22 protein-coding genes and 1 pseudogene are annotated in these 19,352 nt (G+C 55.1%); 18 read left to right on the plus strand and 5 right to left on the minus strand.

From position 1 onward, the window contains the following. Positions 1-41: 41 nt before the first annotated feature. From DAI21_RS11735 to hisP, 14 genes are all read left to right on the plus strand, one after another. Entirely contained in the window at positions 42-1,052 is a 1,011-nt protein-coding gene (locus DAI21_RS11735; protein ID WP_107703175.1) for an aspartate-semialdehyde dehydrogenase, read from the plus strand. Positions 1,053-1,054: 2 nt separating this feature from the next. After that, positions 1,055-1,867: a tRNA pseudouridine(38-40) synthase TruA gene (gene truA / locus DAI21_RS11740; RefSeq protein WP_107703176.1), complete on the plus strand. Its 813-nt coding sequence runs from the start codon at positions 1,055-1,057 to the stop codon at positions 1,865-1,867. Positions 1,868-1,894: 27 nt separating this feature from the next. Next, positions 1,895-2,554 carry a DedA family protein gene (locus tag DAI21_RS11745; RefSeq protein WP_107703177.1) on the plus strand — a complete coding sequence of 220 codons (660 nt, stop codon included), beginning with the start codon at positions 1,895-1,897 and terminating at the stop codon, positions 2,552-2,554. 154 nt (positions 2,555-2,708) lie between these two features. Beyond that, positions 2,709-3,614, plus strand: a complete 906-nt coding sequence (accD, locus tag DAI21_RS11750; protein ID WP_100779422.1) for an acetyl-CoA carboxylase, carboxyltransferase subunit beta — start codon at positions 2,709-2,711, stop codon at positions 3,612-3,614. Positions 3,615-3,752: 138 nt separating this feature from the next. Continuing rightward, complete coding sequence (gene folC / locus DAI21_RS11755; protein ID WP_107704243.1) at positions 3,753-5,021, plus strand: bifunctional tetrahydrofolate synthase/dihydrofolate synthase; 1,269 nt, start codon at positions 3,753-3,755, stop codon at positions 5,019-5,021. After that, positions 5,011-5,706: a cell division protein DedD gene (gene dedD / locus DAI21_RS11760; RefSeq protein ID WP_107703178.1), complete on the plus strand. Its 696-nt coding sequence runs from the start codon at positions 5,011-5,013 to the stop codon at positions 5,704-5,706. Before folC ends, dedD begins: the two co-directional genes overlap by 11 nt. Positions 5,707-5,940: 234 nt before the next feature. Then, positions 5,941-6,429 carry a colicin V production protein gene (gene cvpA / locus DAI21_RS11765; protein ID WP_100779424.1) on the plus strand — a complete coding sequence of 163 codons (489 nt, stop codon included), beginning with the start codon at positions 5,941-5,943 and terminating at the stop codon, positions 6,427-6,429. A gap of 36 nt (positions 6,430-6,465) precedes the next feature. Continuing rightward, positions 6,466-7,983: an amidophosphoribosyltransferase gene (gene purF / locus DAI21_RS11770; RefSeq protein ID WP_100779425.1), complete on the plus strand. Its 1,518-nt coding sequence runs from the start codon at positions 6,466-6,468 to the stop codon at positions 7,981-7,983. Between the two features lie 88 nt (positions 7,984-8,071). Then, positions 8,072-8,641 carry a UbiX family flavin prenyltransferase gene (locus DAI21_RS11775; protein ID WP_107703179.1) on the plus strand — a complete coding sequence of 190 codons (570 nt, stop codon included), beginning with the start codon at positions 8,072-8,074 and terminating at the stop codon, positions 8,639-8,641. Positions 8,642-8,931: 290 nt separating this feature from the next. Further along, positions 8,932-9,714: a lysine/arginine/ornithine ABC transporter substrate-binding protein ArgT gene (gene argT, locus DAI21_RS11780; RefSeq protein WP_095282776.1), complete on the plus strand. Its 783-nt coding sequence runs from the start codon at positions 8,932-8,934 to the stop codon at positions 9,712-9,714. Between the two features lie 211 nt (positions 9,715-9,925). Continuing rightward, positions 9,926-10,708, plus strand: coding sequence for a histidine ABC transporter substrate-binding protein HisJ (gene hisJ / locus DAI21_RS11785; protein WP_107703180.1), 783 nt, complete (start codon positions 9,926-9,928; stop codon positions 10,706-10,708). An 85-nt stretch (positions 10,709-10,793) separates the two neighbouring features. Next, on the plus strand, positions 10,794-11,480 hold the full coding sequence (locus tag DAI21_RS11790; RefSeq protein ID WP_102104913.1) for a histidine ABC transporter permease HisQ: 687 nt from the start codon (positions 10,794-10,796) through the stop codon (positions 11,478-11,480). After that, positions 11,477-12,193 carry an ABC transporter permease gene (locus DAI21_RS11795; protein WP_100779429.1) on the plus strand — a complete coding sequence of 239 codons (717 nt, stop codon included), beginning with the start codon at positions 11,477-11,479 and terminating at the stop codon, positions 12,191-12,193. The genes DAI21_RS11790 and DAI21_RS11795 overlap by 4 nt, the downstream gene beginning before the upstream one ends. A 7-nt stretch (positions 12,194-12,200) precedes the next feature. Then, the gene (gene hisP / locus DAI21_RS11800; RefSeq protein ID WP_107703181.1) at positions 12,201-12,974 is read left to right on the plus strand and encodes a histidine ABC transporter ATP-binding protein HisP; all 774 of its coding nucleotides are present in this window, start codon (positions 12,201-12,203) and stop codon (positions 12,972-12,974) included. An 81-nt stretch (positions 12,975-13,055) separates the two neighbouring features. Here the strand turns inward: hisP and DAI21_RS11805 are convergent, their stop codons facing one another. The 4 genes from DAI21_RS11805 to yfcG all read right to left on the minus strand — a co-directional run bounded on the left by DAI21_RS11805 (position 13,056) and on the right by yfcG (position 15,599). Continuing rightward, positions 13,056-13,565, minus strand: a complete 510-nt coding sequence (locus DAI21_RS11805; protein WP_107703182.1) for a GNAT family N-acetyltransferase — start codon at positions 13,563-13,565, stop codon at positions 13,056-13,058. 57 nt (positions 13,566-13,622) lie between these two features. Beyond that, positions 13,623-14,516, minus strand: coding sequence for a TIGR01777 family oxidoreductase (locus tag DAI21_RS11810; protein WP_107703183.1), 894 nt, complete (start codon positions 14,514-14,516; stop codon positions 13,623-13,625). 18 nt (positions 14,517-14,534) lie between these two features. Then, positions 14,535-14,897, minus strand: coding sequence for a dihydroneopterin triphosphate 2'-epimerase (folX, locus tag DAI21_RS11815; RefSeq protein WP_100779433.1), 363 nt, complete (start codon positions 14,895-14,897; stop codon positions 14,535-14,537). Between the two features lie 72 nt (positions 14,898-14,969). After that, positions 14,970-15,599, minus strand: coding sequence for a GSH-dependent disulfide bond oxidoreductase (yfcG, locus tag DAI21_RS11820; protein WP_100779434.1), 630 nt, complete (start codon positions 15,597-15,599; stop codon positions 14,970-14,972). A 138-nt stretch (positions 15,600-15,737) separates the two neighbouring features. On the opposite strand from yfcG, the gene yfcF reads away from it, so the two are divergent. From yfcF to yfcD, 3 genes are read left to right on the plus strand one after another with little or no spacing between them, the layout of a single operon-like run. Then, positions 15,738-16,382 carry a glutathione transferase gene (yfcF, locus tag DAI21_RS11825; RefSeq protein ID WP_102105008.1) on the plus strand — a complete coding sequence of 215 codons (645 nt, stop codon included), beginning with the start codon at positions 15,738-15,740 and terminating at the stop codon, positions 16,380-16,382. A 55-nt stretch (positions 16,383-16,437) separates the two neighbouring features. Beyond that, positions 16,438-16,989, plus strand: coding sequence for a phosphodiesterase (yfcE, locus tag DAI21_RS11830; RefSeq protein ID WP_159075414.1), 552 nt, complete (start codon positions 16,438-16,440; stop codon positions 16,987-16,989). Between the two features lie 55 nt (positions 16,990-17,044). Next, positions 17,045-17,599, plus strand: a complete 555-nt coding sequence (gene yfcD, locus DAI21_RS11835; RefSeq protein ID WP_100779436.1) for an NUDIX hydrolase YfcD — start codon at positions 17,045-17,047, stop codon at positions 17,597-17,599. Positions 17,600-17,602: 3 nt separating this feature from the next. Here yfcD and DAI21_RS11840 read toward each other — a convergent pair. Next, positions 17,603-18,621 (minus strand): annotated as a pseudogene (locus tag DAI21_RS11840) (LacI family DNA-binding transcriptional regulator). 237 nt (positions 18,622-18,858) lie between these two features. Between DAI21_RS11840 and DAI21_RS11845 the strand changes: the two are divergent. Beyond that, positions 18,859-19,302, plus strand: coding sequence for a PTS sugar transporter subunit IIA (locus DAI21_RS11845; protein WP_107703185.1), 444 nt, complete (start codon positions 18,859-18,861; stop codon positions 19,300-19,302). Positions 19,303-19,352 lie beyond the last annotated feature (50 nt).

Raw genomic sequence — 19,352 nt, forward strand, 5'->3', positions numbered from 1 at the left:
AATCTGGCAGGGACGCTGTTTCATTTCTGGAGTAAACCACCATGTCTGAAGGCTGGAATATTGCCGTACTGGGTGCCACTGGCGCTGTGGGCGAAGCCCTGCTCGAAACACTTGCGGAGCGTCAGTTCCCGGTGGGAGAAATCTATGCTCTGGCGCGCGCCGAAAGCGCGGGCACCTCTCTGCGCTACGAAGGTAAAACCGTTCGCGCGCAGGACGTAGCAGAATTTGACTGGACGCAGGTGCAACTGGCGTTCTTTGCGGCAGGCGTTGAAGCCTCGGCGACTTACGCTGAAGAAGCGGCGAACGCCGGTTGCCTGGTGATCGACCTGAGCGGTCTGTTTGCCCTCGAGCCTGACGTGCCGCTGGTGGTGCCGGATGTGAACCCGTTCGTGCTGGCCGACTACCGCAACCGCAACATTATTGCTGTCCCGGACAGCCTGACCAGCCAACTGCTGACGGCACTGAAACCGCTGATCGACGACGGTGGTCTGTCGCGCATTAGCGTAACCAGTCTGCTTTCTGTTTCCGCGCAGGGCAAAAAAGCGGTCGACGCGCTGGCAGGGCAGAGCGCGAAACTGCTGAACGGTATCCCGGTGGACGATGACGACTTCTTCGGTCGCCAGTTGGCTTTCAACCTGATGCCAATGCTTGCCGATCGTGATGGCAGCGTGCGCGAAGAGCGTCGTATCGTCGACGAAACCCGCAAAATTTTGCAGGACGACGGCCTGATGATCTCTGCCAGCTGCGTGCGTTCCCCGGTCTTCTACGGGCACGCGCAGATGGTGAGCTTTGAGGCTCTGCGCCCGCTGGCGGCGGAAGAGGCGCGCTATGCGTTTGAGCGCGGCGAAGATATCTCCCTCAGCGAAGAGACAGAGTTCCCGACCCAGGTGGGCGATGCGACGGGCAATGCGCGTCTCTCCATCGGCTGCGTGCGTAACGATTACGGGATGCCTGAACAGGTGCAGTTCTGGTCTGTGGCGGACAACGTCCGTTTCGGCGGCGCGCTGATGGCGGTTAAAATCGCTGAGAAGCTGGTGCAGGAGTATCTGTAAGGATGTCTGAAGTGGAGCAAAAGCCAGTCCATAGAATTGCCCTCGGAATAGAATACGACGGCAGCAAATATTATGGCTGGCAGCGTCAGAATGAAGTGCGCAGCGTTCAGGAAAAGCTGGAAAAAGCGCTCTCTCAGGTGGCGAACGAACCGATCAACGTGCTGTGTGCCGGTCGTACCGATGCGGGCGTTCACGGCACGGGCCAGGTGGTGCATTTCGAAACCACTGCGGTGCGTAAAGACGCGGCCTGGACGCTCGGCGTAAATGCGAATTTGCCTGGTGACATCGCGGTGCGTTGGGTCAAAGATGTGCCCGATGATTTTCACGCGCGCTTTAGTGCCACGGCGCGTCGCTACCGTTACATCATCTACAATCAGCGTCTGCGTCCGGCGGTGTTAAGCCAGGGCGTGACCCATTTTTATGAGCCGCTGGATGCAGAGCGTATGCACCGTGCCGCGCAGCAGTTGCTCGGCGAAAATGACTTTACCTCGTTTCGTGCGGTTCAGTGCCAGTCGCGCACCCCGTGGCGAAACGTGATGCACATTAACGTCAGTCGTTATGGCGCGTATGTGGTGGTGGACATCAAAGCGAATGCCTTTGTACATCATATGGTGCGGAATATCGTTGGCAGCCTGATGGAAGTAGGCGCCGGACACCAGCCGGAGAGCTGGATTGCAGAACTGCTGGCAGCGAAGGACAGAACGCTTGCGGCAGCAACGGCGAAAGCGGAAGGGCTGTATCTGGTCTCGGTGGATTATCCGGATCGGTTTGACCTTCCAAAACCGCCAATGGGCCCGCTGTTTTTAGCGGACTAACGCAGTTGCAATTAAGGCTTAGACAATATGGACTTAATACGATTTCTCATTGATTTCATCCTGCATATCGATGTTCATCTGGCGGAGCTGGTCGCGCAGTACGGCGTCTGGGTGTATGCCATTCTGTTTCTGATTTTGTTCTGTGAAACCGGCCTGGTCGTCACGCCGTTTTTGCCGGGCGATTCGCTGCTGTTTGTCGCGGGCGCGCTCTCTGCGCTGCCGACCAACGATCTCAACGTTCACCTGATGGTGGTGCTGATGATCATTGCGGCTATCGTCGGCGATGCGGTGAACTACACTATTGGGCGGGTATTCGGTGAACGGCTTTTCAGTAATCCGAACTCGAAGATTTTCCGTCGCAGCTATTTAGACAAAACGCACGCGTTCTACGAACGTCATGGTGGCAAAACCATCATTCTGGCGCGTTTTGTGCCGATCGTCCGCACCTTTGCACCGTTTGTGGCAGGTATGGGGCATATGTCCTATCGTCATTTCGCGGCGTATAACGTAATTGGCGCGCTGCTGTGGGTGCTGCTGTTTACCTACGCGGGCTACCTGTTTGGCGATCTGCCTATTGTGCAGGAAAATCTTAAGTTACTGATTGTTGCCATTATTGTGCTCTCAGTCTTGCCGGGTGTGATTGAAATTATTCGTCACAAACGCGCGGCGGCTAAGCAAGCAAAATAAAGACGCATTTGCGGTTCGACCACTTTTTTATCCAAAGTTTCGGGCTGTTATGTTTTAATGTGCAACATTCATGGTCTGTTTGCGGCAAAAATGGCATTATGCGCCGCTTACAGCAAAACTGGCATACGACCAGGTTCAGGCAGAAAGGTTATCAATGAGCTGGATTGAACGAATTAAAAGCAACATAGCCCCAACCCGTAAGGCGAGTATTCCTGAAGGGGTGTGGACCAAGTGTGACAGCTGCGGCCAGGTCCTGTACCGCGCTGAGCTGGAACGCAATCTTGAGGTTTGCCCGAAGTGTGACCACCACATGCGTATGTCGGCGCGTAATCGCCTGCATAGCGTGCTGGACGAAGGTTCGCTTGTGGAACTGGGTAGCGAACTTGAGCCAAAAGATGTGCTGAAGTTCCGTGACTCCAAAAAATACAAAGATCGACTGGCTTCTGCTCAGAAAGAGACCGGCGAGAAAGACGCGCTGGTGGTGATGAAAGGCACTCTGCACGAGATGCCGGTTGTCGCTGTGGCCTTTGAGTTCTCCTTTATGGGCGGCTCAATGGGTTCTGTCGTCGGCGCGCGTTTCATCCGTGCCGTTGAACAGGCGCTGGAAGACAACTGCCCGCTGATCTGCTTCTCCGCCTCCGGTGGTGCACGTATGCAGGAAGCGCTGATGTCCCTGATGCAGATGGCGAAAACCTCTGCGGCCCTGGGCAAAATGCAGGAGCGCGGTCTGCCGTATATCTCCGTGCTGACCGACCCAACCATGGGTGGCGTCTCTGCGAGCTTTGCGATGCTGGGCGATCTGAACATCGCTGAACCGAAAGCGCTGATCGGCTTTGCCGGCCCACGCGTTATCGAACAGACCGTTCGTGAAAAACTGCCGCCGGGCTTCCAGCGCAGTGAGTTCCTCATTGAAAAAGGCGCTATCGACATGATCGTTCGCCGCCCGGAAATGCGCCTGAAACTGGCGAGCATCCTGGCGAAGCTGATGAATCTGCCGTCGCCAAGCCCGGACGAGCCGCGTGAAGGCGTGGTTGTGCCGGATCAGGAACCCGAAGCCTGATAACTCAAAAAGGGCAGGGCCAGATGGCGCTGCCCTTTTCACTTATTTGATACACGAGCCAGCAGAGCAGTATCAGGGCGTCGCCAACGCAGAGACCGCTTAAAGGCCGAAGTGTATACATAAATGAAAGTGCGTATCATGGAAAAAAATACTCTTCCCCAAGCCACGTCACCCCTGGTCACGTGGCTTTCTTATCTGGAAAATCTGCACAGTAAAACCATCGATATGGGCCTCGATCGCGTGAGCGAGGTGGGAGCGCGTCTTGATGTCCTCAAGCCCGCGCCCTTTGTGTTCACCGTAGCGGGAACGAACGGCAAAGGCACCACCTGTCGCACGCTGGAGTCCATGCTGATGGCCGCCGGTTACAAGGTGGGTGTTTACAGTTCGCCGCATCTGGTCCGCTACACCGAACGTGTGCGCGTGCAGAATAGCGAACTGCCGGAATCCGCCCACACAGCCTCTTTTGCGCAAATCGAAGCGGCGCGCGGCGAGATTTCGCTCTCCTATTTTGAATACGGCACGCTGTCCGCCCTGTGGCTGTTTAAGCAGGCGCAGCTGGATGTGGTCATTCTCGAAGTCGGTTTAGGGGGACGCTTAGATGCGACTAACATGGTTGATGCCGATGTCGCGGTGGTGACCAGTATTGCACTCGACCATACGGACTGGCTGGGACCGGACCGCGAAAGCATTGGCCGCGAAAAAGCAGGTGTTTTCCGCGCCAACAAACCTGCCGTAGTCGGTGAACCGGATATGCCGCACACTATCGCCGACGTGGCGAAGGAGAAGGGCGCACAGCTGATGCGTCGTGGCGTTGACTGGCAATATGACGTAACGGGCGACAGCTGGCGTTTTCGCGACGCGCAGGGCGAGCTGGACAATCTGCCGCTGCCACAGGTGCCGCAACCGAACGCGGCTACCGCACTGGCGGCTATCCGCGCCAGTGGTCTGGCGGTGAGCGAACAGGCGATACGAGACGGCATTCAGAACGCGCTTTTGCCGGGGCGTTTTCAGATTGTCAGCGAATCACCGCGTTTGATTCTGGACGTGGCGCATAACCCCCATGCAGCGGCCTATCTTGCTGAGCGCCTCAAATCCCTGCCAAAAACCGGGCGCGTACTTGCGGTTATCGGTATGCTTCATGATAAAGATATTGCGGGCACACTGGCCTGCATGGAGACTGTGGTCGATTGCTGGTATTGTGCTCCCCTGGAAGGGCCTCGAGGCGCGTCGGCTGAGCAGCTGATGGAACATCTCGCGAAGGGCGAAGCTTATGAAAACGTGGCGCTGGCATGGCGCGCCGCGATGGCGGATGCTAAACCTGAAGATACCGTGCTGGTGTGTGGATCATTCCACACGGTGGCACATGTCATGGAAGTAATGGAGGCGGGGAGAACCGGTGGCAAGTAAGTTTCAGAACCGTTTAACAGGAACCATTGTGCTGGTTGCGCTGGGAGTGATTCTCCTCCCTGGACTGCTCGACGGGCAGAAAAAACATTATCAGGATGAATTTGCGGCGATCCCGCTGGTGCCAAAACCCGGCGATCGCGACGAGCCAGACATGCTGCCTGCGGCCACGCAGGCGCTACCCGCTCAGCCTCCTGAAGGAGCGGCGGAAGAGGTGCGCGCCGGTGATGCGGCGGCGCCGTCGCTCGATCCTTCTCGTCTGGTGGCGAGTAACGCCGGTGAGCTGGACCCGGTTCCAGAACCCGTTGCACAACCAAAGCCTGCCGTGAAACCGGTAGAAAAACCGCAGCCGAAACCGCAGCGCGATAAAGCCAGCGAGCAGATCGCCGCCGCGACGGAAGCGCCACCGGAAAAACCGGTTCAGGAAGAGAAGCCTGCGCCAACCGGTAAAGCGTATGTGGTGCAGCTTGGTGCGCTAAAAAATGCCGATAAAGTCAATGAAGTGGTCGGTAAACTCCGCGGTGCCGGATATCGGGTTTACACTTCACCTTCCACCCCGGTGCAGGGTAAAATTACCCGCATTCTGGTGGGCCCGGATGCGTCGAAAGATAAGCTGAAAGGCTCGCTCGGCGAGCTGAAGCAGATTTCCGGGCTGAGCGGTGTGGTGATGAGTTATAGCGCGAACTGATGCGCGCGCGTTCCCCCTCGTCCCACCGGGTGAGGGGATTGCTCCATACGGTCTTGAGGGCCGGGATGAGAGGCGGGAATTCGTCCAAAGAGGCGCAATAACCCAGCGGCGTTGAACATTTTTTCAGCGCCTTTTTTATTTACGCGCGGGAAGGAAATCCCTACGCAAACGTTTTCTTTTTCTGTTAGAATTCGCCCCGAACTGGATGACAGGGCGTTTAATCGTGGGACACATATGGTCTGGATTGATTACGCCATCATTGCGGTGATAGGTTTTTCCTGTCTGGTTAGCCTGATCCGTGGCTTTGTTCGTGAAGCGTTATCGCTGGTGACATGGGGTTGTGCTTTCTTTGTCGCCAGTCATTACTACACTTACCTGTCTGTCTGGTTCACGGGCTTTGAAGATGAACTGGTCCGAAATGGAATCGCCATCGCGGTGCTGTTTATCGCGACGCTAATCGTCGGCGCTATCGTGAACTACGTGATAGGTCAGCTGGTCGAGAAAACCGGTCTGTCAGGAACGGACAGGGTGCTGGGGATCTGTTTTGGTGCGCTGCGAGGCGCGCTGATCGTGGCTGCGATACTGTTCTTCCTTGATACCTTTACCGGGTTTTCAAAAAGCGAAGACTGGAGCAAGTCCCAGCTGATTCCACAGTTCAGCTTCATCATCAGATGGTTCTTTGACTATCTGCAAAGCTCGTCGAGTTTCTTGCCCAAAGTGTAAAACGCTTTGAGATGTGGCTTAACGAGGAAAAGACGAATGTGCGGTATTGTCGGTATCGCCGGTTTCATGCCGGTAAACCAGTCTATTTATGACGCGTTGTCGGTGCTTCAGCACCGTGGCCAGGATGCAGCAGGCATCATCACCATTGATGCCAACAACTGTTTCCGTTTACGCAAAGCGAATGGCCTGGTCAACGATGTATTTGAAGCCCGCCATATGCAGCGCCTGCAAGGCAATATGGGGATTGGCCACGTTCGTTATCCTACTGCTGGCAGTTCCAGCGCCTCTGAAGCACAGCCGTTCTACGTCAACTCACCGTATGGCATCACGCTTGCCCACAATGGCAACCTGACCAACGCGCATGAGCTGCGTAAAAAGCTGTTCGAAGAGAAGCGTCGCCACATTAACACCACCTCTGATTCTGAAATCCTGCTCAATATCTTTGCCAGCGAGCTGGATAACTTCCGCCATTATCCGCTGGAAGCAGACAACATTTTTGCCGCCATTGCCGCGACAAACCGCCAGATCCGTGGCGCATATGCTTGCGTGGCGATGATTATCGGCCACGGTATGGTGGCATTCCGCGACCCTAACGGCATCCGTCCACTGGTGCTGGGTAAGCGTGATTTGGGTGATGGCCGTACCGAGTATATGGTCGCCTCCGAGAGCGTGGCGTTGGATACCCTGGGCTTTGAGTTCCTGCGCGATGTCGCCCCGGGCGAAGCCGTCTACATCACCGAAAAAGGCCAGCTGTTTACCCGTCAGTGTGCGGAAAACCCGGTCAGCAATCCGTGCCTGTTCGAATATGTTTACTTTGCACGCCCGGACTCGTTCATCGACAAAATTTCCGTGTACAGTGCGCGCGTGAATATGGGCACCAAGCTCGGTGAGAAGATCGCCCGTGAGTGGGACGATCTGGATATCGACGTGGTGATCCCGATTCCGGAAACCTCCTGCGATATCGCACTGGAGATGGCCCGTATTCTGGGTAAACCGTACCGTCAGGGCTTTGTGAAAAACCGCTACGTTGGCCGCACCTTTATCATGCCTGGTCAGCAGCTGCGTCGTAAGTCCGTGCGTCGTAAGCTCAACGCCAACCGCGCTGAGTTCCGCGATAAGAACGTGTTGCTGGTGGATGACTCCATCGTACGTGGCACCACTTCCGAGCAGATTATCGAGATGGCGCGTGAAGCCGGTGCCAAGAAAGTTTATCTGGCCTCTGCTGCGCCGGAAATTCGTTTCCCGAACGTCTACGGTATCGATATGCCGACCGCCAACGAGCTGATCGCACACGGTCGTGAAGTGGACGAGATTCGCCAGATCATCGGCGCTGACGGCCTGATTTTCCAGGATCTCAGCGATCTGATTGACGCAGTACGCGCCGAAAACCCGGACATTCAGCAGTTCGAGTGCTCCGTGTTCAACGGCATCTATGTGACCAAAGACGTCGATCAGCAGTATCTCGACTACCTTGACTCGCTGCGTAACGACGATGCCAAAGCCGTACAGATGCAAAACGATCTCGAAAGCTTAGAGATGCACAACGAAGGCTAACGCCCCGGCAAGTGAGGGCGGGTGCCCTCACTTGCAACTCCACGTAAAATCCTGCAAAGTCTGCCCTGAAGCAAGAAAGGGCGAAATCATGAAACAACTCATTGTAGGGATCTCCGGTGCCAGTGGTGCCATTTACGGCGTACGTCTGCTCCAGGTGCTGCGCGACGTGGCGGATGTCCAGACCCATCTGGTGATGAGCCAGGCGGCGCGTCAGACCCTTTCCCTCGAAACCGATTTTTCTCTGCGCGATGTTCAGGCTCTGGCCGACGTGGTGCACGATGCCCGCGATATCGCCGCCAGCATCTCCTCTGGCTCGTTTAAAACTGCCGGCATGGTTATCCTGCCCTGTTCCATTAAAACCCTCTCAGGCATCGTCAACAGCTATACGGACACTCTCGTGACCCGCGCGGCCGACGTGGTGCTGAAAGAGCGCCGCATGCTGGTGCTGTGCGTGCGCGAAACGCCGCTGCATCTCGGCCATTTGCGTCTGATGACGCAGGCGGCGGAGCTGGGCGCGGTCATTATGCCGCCGGTTCCGGCGTTCTATCATCGCCCGCAAACCCTCGACGACGTCATTAACCAGACCGTAAACCGCGTACTGGATCAGTTTGATATCGACCTGCCGGAAGATCTCTTCGCGCGCTGGCACGGCGCATAACCCGTTGCCCCGTTTGGGTGCATGATAAGCCTGGTTGCCCCTTCTCGGGGCAATTATGCAACCGCGATCATATCCTCGACATTTAATTCCTTTTTTCCCTTTTTCCCCCTCCGGTTCGTTTGGCAGACCTGCTATCTTCACTATTAAGGCAATATCGCAACGTTTTATTAACATATTTAACGTCGATTTTTTGACCAGTCGGCAATATGGCATAAGACCTGCAAGAGAACGCCTGCTATCCAACACACAACACAAACCATAATAAAATCACGACACTTGAGGGTAAATGTATGAAGAAGACGGTTCTGGCTCTGTCTCTGCTGGTGGGATTAAGTGCGGCAGCGAGCAGCTATGCAGCACTTCCTCAGACAGTGCGCATCGGTACAGACGCCACTTACGCGCCATTCTCGTCCAAGGATGCGAAAGGCGACTTTGTCGGCTTTGATATCGATTTGGGTAATGAAATGTGCAAGCGCATGCAGGTGAAATGCACATGGGTGGGCAGCGATTTTGATGCGTTAATCCCGTCGCTGAAAGCCAAGAAAATCGATGCCATTATCTCCTCGCTCTCCATTACCGAAAAACGTCAGCAGGAAATTGCCTTCTCTGACAAGCTCTACGCGGCAGATTCCCGTCTGATTGCCGCGAAAGGCTCTCCGATTCAGCCGACCATCGAGTCGCTGAAAGGCAAACACGTGGGTGTGCTGCAAGGCTCCACTCAGGAAGGGTTTGCTAATGCTGACTGGCGTGAAAAAGGCGTCGATGTGGTTGCCTATCAGAACCAGGATCTGATCTACTCTGACCTCGCAGCAGGGCGTCTGGATGCCGCATTCCAGGATGAAGTGGCCGCCAGCGAAGGCTTCCTGAAACAACCTGCAGGTAAAGAGTTCGCCTTTGCCGGCCCGTCGGTGAAAGACAAAAAATACTTCGGCGATGGCACCGGGATTGGCTTACGTAAAGACGACAAAGAGCTGAAAGCGGCATTCGACAAAGCCTTTGCTGAACTGCGCAAAGACGGCACCTACGACAAGCTGGCGAAGAAGTACTTCGACTTCAACGTCTACGGGGATTAATCGTCACTGACGGGGCACTGCGCTCTGCATGATCCAAAATGGTGCAAAAGACGCACCATTTTGGGTCGCCTAGTGCATAGTTAAGCATTTATGATGCAAAAATTTCCATCTGGCGGGCTTTATACTTTGCCTTGCCAGGGGGATTAATGGCACATTAATGGCACTCCCCCGTTGTAAAATCCCGTAAGAAGACAGTCTGTTGAGGATAAACATGAAAAAACTGGTGTTGTCGCTTTCTCTGGTGCTGGCGTTTTCCAGCACTACCGCAGCTTTTGCCGCCATTCAACAAAAAATCCGTATCGGTACCGATCCGACTTATGCCCCGTTCGAATCGAAGAATTCGAAAGGTGAACTGGTCGGTTTTGACATCGATATCGCCAATGAGCTGTGCAAACGCATCAAAACCCAATGCACCTACGTTGAGAACCCACTGGATGCGCTGATCCCGTCGCTGAAAGCGAAGAAAATCGACGTGATTATGTCCTCACTCTCCATCACCGAAAAACGTCAGCAGGAGATTGCCTTCACCGACAAACTCTATGCGGCGGATTCTCGTCTGGTGGTCGCTAAGTCTTCTGACATTCAGCCAACGCTTGAGTCACTGAAAGGCAAACGCGTGGGCGTGCTGCAGGGCACCACCCAGGAAACCTACGGCAATGAGCACTGGGCGCCGAAAGGCATTGAGATCGTCTCCTACCAGGGCCAGGAAAATATCTACGCTGACCTGACTGCTGGCCGTATCGACGCGGCGTTCCAGGACGAAGTTGCCGCCAGCGAAGGTTTCCTGAAGCAGCCTGTAGGGAAAGATTACAAGTTCGGCGGTCCGTCCATTAAGGACGAGAAACTCTTTGGCGTTGGCACCGGCATGGGCCTGCGTAAAGAGGACAACGAACTGCGCGAAGCACTGAACAAAGCCTTTGCCGAAATGCGCGCAGACGGCACTTACGAAAAACTGGCGAAGAAATACTTCGACTTTGATGTTTACGGCGGCTAATCGCCCCGTTAAATAACGTGCGGCCCCTCCCGCGTTCCGGGAGGGGAAAAGACACGGTGTGACCACTCACGACAGGGCAGGCCTTATGCTGTACGGATTTTCTGGCGTTATTTTACAAGGCGCGCTTGTTACTCTCGAACTGGCCATCAGTTCAGTGGTGCTGGCGGTGCTGATAGGCCTGGCGGGTGCGGGAGCGAAACTCTCAAGTAATCGGGTACTGGCGTTAATTTTTGAAGGCTACACCACGCTGATTCGCGGTGTGCCCGATCTGGTCCTGATGCTGCTCATTTTCTATGGTCTGCAGATTGCGCTCAACGGCGTGACGGATGCCGTGGGAATGTCGCAGATTGATATCGACCCGATGGTGGCCGGTATTATCACCCTTGGCTTTATTTACGGCGCCTATTTCACGGAAACCTTCCGCGGCGCATACATGGCCGTACCAAAAGGCCATATCGAGGCGGCCACCGCCTTCGGTTTTACCTCCTCACAAATTTTCCGTCGGATTATGTTCCCGGCCATGATGCGCTTTGCCTTACCGGGCATCGGTAACAACTGGCAGGTGATCCTCAAAGCGACGGCGCTGGTTTCCCTCCTCGGTCTGGAAGATGTGGTCAAAGCTACGCAGCTTGCGGGTAAGAGCACCTGGGAACCCTTCTATTTTGCCGTCGTGTGCGGCGTGATTTATCTGGTGTTTACTACCGTCTCCAATGGTGTGCTGCTTCTTCTCGAACGTCGCTACTCCGTGGGTGTGAAGAGGGCTGACCTGTGATTGAGATTATTCAGGAATACTGGAAATCGCTGCTGTGGACCGATGGCTATCGCTTTACCGGCGTGGCGATTACCCTGTGGCTGCTGATTTCGTCTGTGGTGATGGGCGGGATTCTGGCGGTGTTTTTATCCATTGGCCGCGTATCGGAAAACAAATACATTCGCTTCCCGATTTGGCTGTTTACCTATATTTTTCGCGGCACGCCGCTGTACGTCCAGCTGCTGGTCTTTTACTCCGGCATGTACACGCTGGAAATAGTCAAAGGTACAGAAATGCTGAACGCGTTCTTTCGCAGCGGCTTGAACTGTACCGTGCTGGCGCTGACGCTAAATACCTGCGCGTACACCACAGAAATCTTCGCCGGTGCCATTCGTTCTGTGCCTTACGGTGAGATTGAAGCGGCGCGCGCCTATGGTTTCTCATCGGTGAAGCTCTATCGCTGCATTATTATGCCTTCCGCACTGCGTATCGCGCTGCCGGCATACAGCAACGAAGTGATCCTGATGCTGCACTCCACCGCGCTGGCGTTTACCGCGACGGTGCCGGACCTGCTGAAAATCGCGCGGGATATTAACTCGGCGACTTACCAGCCCTTTACCGCTTTCGGCATCGCCGCGGTGCTGTATTTGATTATTTCGTACGTCCTGATTAGCCTGTTCCGCAAGGCAGAAAAACGCTGGTTGCAGCACATGAAACCTACTTCGACGCACTGAGAAAACGATGTCTGAAAATAAATTAAACGTTATCGATCTGCACAAACGCTACGGCGAACATGAAGTGCTGAAAGGGGTGTCGCTGCAGGCGAATGCGGGCGATGTGATCAGTATTATTGGCTCATCCGGTTCGGGAAAAAGTACCTTCCTGCGCTGCATTAACTTCCTCGAAAAGCCGAGCGAAGGGTCGATTATCGTCAGCGGGCAAAATATTAACCTGGTGCGCGATAAAGACGGGCAGCTGAAAGTGGCGGATAAAAATCAGCTGCGTCTGCTGCGCACGCGTTTGACGATGGTGTTCCAGCACTTTAACCTCTGGAGCCATATGACGGTGCTGGAGAACGTCATGGAAGCGCCGATTCAGGTGCTGGGCTTAAGCAAACAGGAAGCGTGTGAACGTGCGGTGAAATACCTGGCGAAAGTGGGTATCGACGAACGTCAGCAGATTAAGTATCCGGTGCATTTGTCCGGCGGTCAGCAGCAGCGTGTCTCCATCGCCCGTGCGCTGGCGATGGAGCCGGAAGTTCTGCTGTTTGATGAGCCGACCTCGGCGCTCGATCCTGAGCTGGTGGGCGAAGTGCTGCGCATTATGCAGAAGCTGGCCGAAGAGGGGAAAACGATGGTGGTGGTGACGCACGAGATGGGCTTTGCCCGTAACGTCTCGAACCACGTTATCTTCCTGCATCAGGGTGTCATCGAAGAGCAAGGGCATCCTGATGAGGTGCTGGCGAACCCGAAAAGCCCGCGTTTGCAGCAGTTCCTGAAAGGCTCGCTCAAGTAATGTCGTTGCCCGGTGGCGTTGAGTTTACCGGGCCTGCAAAACGCGTATCATCGACGGGCGAAGACCGTGCCGCCCGGCAATTCACACCGCACCACACTCCAGCCGATACACCCAGTCGTCATAGCGCACGCCGTTAATCTCATAGGCCTTTTCCAGCACCTGAGTACGCACAAATCCCTGCTTCTCCAGCACCCGCACCGAACCGGCGTTCTCCGCCAGCACATAGGCATTAATCGCTTTCACGTCCGCCTGGCTGAACGCATAGTCACACACTGCTTGCAGCGCTTCGCTGGCATAGCCTTTGCCCTGGGCCTGAGGGATCACCGTATAGCCAATATCCGCCTCTTCACGGAACTTCGCGCTGATTTGCAGGCCAATATCGCCGAGCGGTGTGTCGTTGCCGTGGGCGCGAATCACAAAGGTGTGGGGCGCAGCCAGGCGAATGGCGAACAGGCGTCGGGTCTCTTTTTCAGGCGCAATGGCCGCCATATAACGCATGATCGCACGATCTTCGCGCAGGGAGCGGAAGAACGCCCAGTCGGAGGGTTTAAAGGGGGAAAGCTGAAGTCGGGGAGTGGTGATTGTCGCCATAGTGTCGCCATTCTGGGGAGTCTGACGTACGACTCTACCATAAGCGACACGGCAGATTTAACCCACCACATCTCCCAGGGCTTCTTCTAAGTCGTACCAGCGGAAGGCAAATCCCGACGCCTCCAGCCGTTTTGGCAGGGCGCGCTGCCCGCCCAGCACCAGCACCGATGATTCCCCCATCAGCAGGCGGATGGCCGTCGCAGGGGCGCGAAGCACCGCCGGGCGTTTCAGGGCGTGGCCCAGCGCATGGGCAAACTGTTCGTTTCGCACCGGGTAGGGCGCAACCATATTGAACGGGCCGCGCAAATCGTTATCCAGCAGCCACAGAATACCGTTAACCATATCGTCGATATGAATCCACGCCAGATACTGGCGCCCGTTGCCCATCGGGCCGCCCAGGCCAAGTTTAAACACCGGGAGCATCTTCGCCAGAATTCCGCCCTTCGGTGCTAGCACCACGCCGGTTCTGAGCAGACAAACGCGGGTGGCGTCACTCTGCGCCCCGCAGGCGATTTGCTCCCAGCGGGCGCAGAGTTTGTGGGTAAATTCGTTATGCGGTGGCTCTTCTTCGGTAACGACGACTTCGCCGAGATCGCCGTAATAGCCTGCCGCCGAGCCGGAAATCAGCACCGACGGAGGCGTTGCGCTGGCGTGGAACAGATCGACCAGCTTTTGAGTGATGTTCCAGCGGCTGTCGCACAGCCGCTGTTTCTGCTCTTCGGTCCAGCGTTTGTCGGCGATAGGTTCACCGGCGAGGTTGATGACGGCGTCGAAACCGTCCAGATTCTGCTGTTCAGCCAGCCCTTTCCAGATACTGACGTTATTGCCGAGCACCTGACGCGCTTTATCCGCGTTGCGCGTCACCACGGTGATGTCGTGTTTCAGCACCTGCAAGCGCGAAATGAGATGACGGCCAATCAGGCCGGTACCGCCAGTCACCAGAATCTTCATACCACCTCCTGGAGGCGCTTAGCGTTGCCAGCTTAGGGTCATCGAGACCGAGTCGGCATAACGCAGCGCGTGAAGTTTGTCGATTTCTACTTCAGCATAAGTGACCCAGTGATGTTCGCGTGCGATATCGAGCACATCCTGAGTTAATTTTTCGAGCAAAGAGAAACGGTTATTCTCAACGTACTTAATGATGTTCTTGGTAATGGTGCGATAGTTCAGGGCGTCGTTGATATCTTCACTGGCGCGGGCCTTGTCGGCCGGGTAGTGAATAACGACATTAATCACGATGTCCTGACGATTTTCGATCTCTTCGTCTTTGATACCGATAAAAGTGCGTAAGCGTAAGTTTTTTATACGAATAATAGCGTCATGCTGAGACATTGCAGGCTTCCTCTGTTTGTTATTCGCACCATAATACATGAGGATTTTGGGCGCGCCCAATCCGGCGGGTACCTAAATTTGCTGAGCCTTCTGCATCGCGCGCTCCGTCGCCGGGCGGGTGCGGATCCGCTCGAACCAGTTGTTCACGGCAGGGTAAGTGGCCAGATCGATTCGCTGACGCAGATGGGCGTTGATCCACGGCCAGCAGGCGATATCCGCGATGCTGTAATGGTCGCCCCCTAGCCACGGTGATTTTTCCAGCCGCTTGTTCAGCACCCCGTAAAGACGCTGTGTTTCCACCTGATAGCGCTCAATGGCGTAAGGAATGGGCTGCGGGGCAAAATGGTTAAAGTGGTGGTTTTGTCCCAGGCTCGGCCCCAGACCGCTCGCCTGCCAGAACAGCCATTGCAGCGTGTGGTGGCGCTCACGCAGCTCACCGCTCAGCAATTTGCCGGTTTTTTCCGCCAGATAGAGCAGGATCTCACCCGATTCAAACAGGCTCAGCGGCCTGCCGCCATCCACAGGGGAGGTATCGACAATCGCGGGAATTTTATTGTTGGGCGAAATGGCCAGAAAATCAGCCCGGAACTGATCGCCTTTGCTGATATCCACTTTGATAATGCGATAATCCAGCTGAGTTTCTTCCAGAAAGAGCGTGATCTTGTGACCGTTAGGGGTCGGGGCAAAATAGAGGTCTATCATCTCAACTCCTGTCATTAGATTATTTCAGGCCTTAAAAACGAGTATAGGCGCTGCGCATAAATCGTGAGTTTTCATCAAGTGACAGGAACGCAAAGAGATTATATGTTGGATGAAAACCGTTCAGCCGATGAGGATGTTATGAGCCAACCTGCGATTACCCTGTGGTCCGATGCCAACTTTTTTTCGCCGTATGTTATGAGTGTGTATGTCGCGCTGGCGGAGAAGGGGCTGACGTTCAACCTCAAAACCGTTGATCTGGATCGCGGCGATCACCTTAAACCGCAGTGGCAGGGTTATGCGCTGACGCGTCGTGTGCCGGTGCTGGAAATCGACGGGTTTGAGTTGAGTGAATCCTCAGCCATTGATGAGTATCTCGAAGACCGCTTTGCGCCGCCGGAGTGGGAGCGTATCTATCCCCACGATCTGCAAAAACGCGCGCGGGCGCGACAGATCCAGGCGTGGCTCAGGAGCGATCTGGTGCCGATTCGTGAGCAGCGTGCGACGGACGTGATCTTTGGCGGCGCGAAAATGCCTGCGCTCAACGAAGCGGGTGAGGCGAGCGCCAGTAAGCTCTTCGAAACGGCCACTAAACTGCTGGAACACGGCAACCCGAACCTGTTTGGCGAATGGTGTATTGCCGATGCGGATCTGGCGCTGATGCTTAACCGCCTGGTACTGAATGGCGACGCCGTTCCGCAGGCGCTGGCCGACTATGCCTCCTTCCAGTGGCAGCGCGCCTCCGTGCAGCGTTTTGTCGCGCTGTCGGCAAAGCGTGCAGGCTGATAAACCCCGTGGGTTCAGGTATGATAGGGCCGTGATCATTTGAAAGGAGTCACTGATGAAACTCATGTTTGCATCGGATATTCACGGATCGCTGCCCGCGACGGAGCGCGTGCTTGAACGCTTTGTGCAAAGCGGGGCGCAGTGGCTGATTATCCTCGGCGATGTGCTTAACCACGGGCCGCGTAATGCGCTTCCGGACGGCTACGCTCCCGCGCAGGTGGCGGACAAACTGAATCAGTATGCGGATAAAATCATCGCGGTGCGCGGCAACTGCGACAGTGAAGTTGATCAGATGTTACTTCACTTCCCGATGACTGCTCCCTGGCAGCAGGTGTTGCTGGGTCAGAACCGCCTGTTTTTGACCCACGGACATCTTTTTAGCCCGGATAATTTGCCGCCGCTCTCGACTGGCGATGTGCTGGTTTACGGTCATACTCATATTCCGGTGGCGTCGAGGCACGGAGATACCGTGCATTTCAATCCTGGCTCCGTCAGTATTCCGAAAGGGGGGAATGTCCCCAGCTACGGCATGCTGGAGGAGAATCTATTACGCGTAATCGCACTTAATGATCAGCAAGTTATTGCGCAGGTCAGCATTAATCCGTAAGTTACACCTCAAAAGTCAAACGCGCCAAAAGAGCGCTTAACGAGAAGGGTTCCCGATGGTGGAGCAGAGTCATTTGGCAAGTACAGAGTGGGTTGACATTGTCAGCGAAGACAATGAAGTGATTGCACAGGCGAGCCGCGAGCAAATGCGGGCTGAACGTCTGCGTCACCGCGCAACTTACATCGTTGTTCACGATGGAATGGGCAAGATCCTGGTACAGCGACGTACTGACACGAAAGATTTTCTCCCGGGCATGCTCGATGCTACGGCAGGTGGCGTAGTGCAGGCCGATGAAATTCTGCTGGACTCTGCGCGTCGTGAGGCAGAAGAGGAGCTGGGCATTGCCGGTGTGCCTTTTGCCGAGCACGGTCTGTTCTACTTTGAAGACCCGCATTGTCGCGTGTGGGGCGGATTGTTTAGCTGCGTGTCCCACGGTCCCTTCGCGCTTCAGGAAGAAGAGGTGAGCGAAGTAAGCTGGATGACGCCAGAAGAGATCACCGCACGTTGTGATGAGTTCACTCCGGATTCACTGAAAGCTCTGGCGCTGTGGATGAGCCGCAACGCCAAAAACGAGTCCGCAAAACCTGAGAAGCAGGAGCAGGCTGAGTAAACCTCAGCAGCTCTCCCGCAAACACAGACTGGAGGCGATCGGTTTCTGATCGCGCCAGTCACTGTCATTCAAGCGCTCCAGCAGCGCGCGTCCCGCTTCAACACCAATCTTACGATGTGGCACCGCCATCGTCGTCAGCGGCGGCTGACAGACACGGCTGACGTCGCTATCGCCAAAACCCACCACCGCCAGGTCATCCGGTACTTTGATGCGCCGGCGCTGACACTCATACAACACGCCGCACGCCAGTTCGTCGGAGACGCAGACCAGCGCATCCAGTTCTGGCCAGGCGAGTAAAAACTCCGGCAGTTGCGACGCACCCGTGGAGAAATTTGGCGGCAGTGCGGCATTAATCACCCGATTCGGCGACATATGGTGGCGCAACATCGCTTTATACCAGCCTTGCAGATGTTGCTGGAAAATCCACTGCTCCTGATTGGCACACAGCAGCCCGATATTCTGATAGCCGCGCTGAATCACCAGTTCGGTGAGTTCGTACATCGCCGCGACGTTGTCGATTCCAATATTCATATCCAGCGGATCGGCGCGCATCGCCCCATTTCCATCACCGGTATAGAGGCGTTTTTCAGCCAGTGGCGGACGGTATCCGTGTGTTCCGCGCTGAGCAAAATGGCGGCCGCAATGTTAGAGGCGAGCAGTGTTTCGAGCAGTTTCTCTTCCTGCTCAGGACGGTGCTGAGATTCGGCCAGCATAATCTGGTATCCGGCCGGTTGCAGGATTTGCTGCAGTCCGGCGAACATATCGGAACACCCGTCTTCTGCAAGATTGGGGACGACCATGGCAATGGTCCTGGATGATGCTGACGCCAGCGCGCTGGCTGCAAGATTAGGCATATAACCCAGCTCCTGCACCGCCGCATCAATTTTTTCTCGTAGCTTATCGGAAACCTGCTCTGGCGTGCGCAATGCGCGGGACACCGTCATAGTACCCACTCCGGCAAGCTGAGCGACATCAGAGATTGTCACTTTGCCGGTACTACGTCGTTTTCGGGTTAGAGACATACAAATTCCTGGTGACCAGTCGCGTTTTGTTATCTTCCTTCACTTCACGTAAAAATCAGTATACGCCTTAACTCCCTTTTTTTACTGTGATTTAAGGTGCGGTTTGTAATTTGATAGCGCTATCACAATTTTGAATGTTAGAAATTGGTAGCGCTATCTTTGTGATCTTGATCGCAGCTATCCGTGATAGCCTTGCATAAAGTTTGCTCATTGTTGATATCAGGCCGGGAGGAAAACATGCTCAAAAAATGGATACATGATGCAACCATCACCCTGGAAGAGAGCGTTGAAAACTGGCCGCAGGCGCTGGAGCTTTGCGCCAGACCGCTGCTGGAGATGAACGTGATCTCCCCGGAGTATGTGACGGCGATTGTCGAACAGCATCATAAGTTAGGACCGTATTACGTGCTGGCACCAGGGCTGGCTATGCCGCATGCGCGACCAGAAGAAGGGGCGAAAGGGCTTGGCCTCTCATTATTAAAACTTAAGCAGGGAGTTGCATTCGGTGCCGGAGAGTTTGATCCGGTAGATATTATTATCATGCTGGCTGCACCCGATAAACACAGCCATATCGAAATGATCTCCGCGCTGGCCGAGTTATTTTCCAGTGACGATGATTTGGCCGAACTGCATAACGTAAATACGCGGGAGGAAATAAAAGCCATTATCGAGCGCTTCTGACGTTATTACCCATTCCGATTAATTTACTCATTACGCTGAGGCGTGATGCG

Origin of the sequence: Lelliottia sp. WB101 (assembly GCF_003051885.1) — a bacterium.
GTDB classification, from domain to species: Bacteria; Pseudomonadota; Gammaproteobacteria; order Enterobacterales; family Enterobacteriaceae; genus Enterobacter; species Enterobacter nimipressuralis.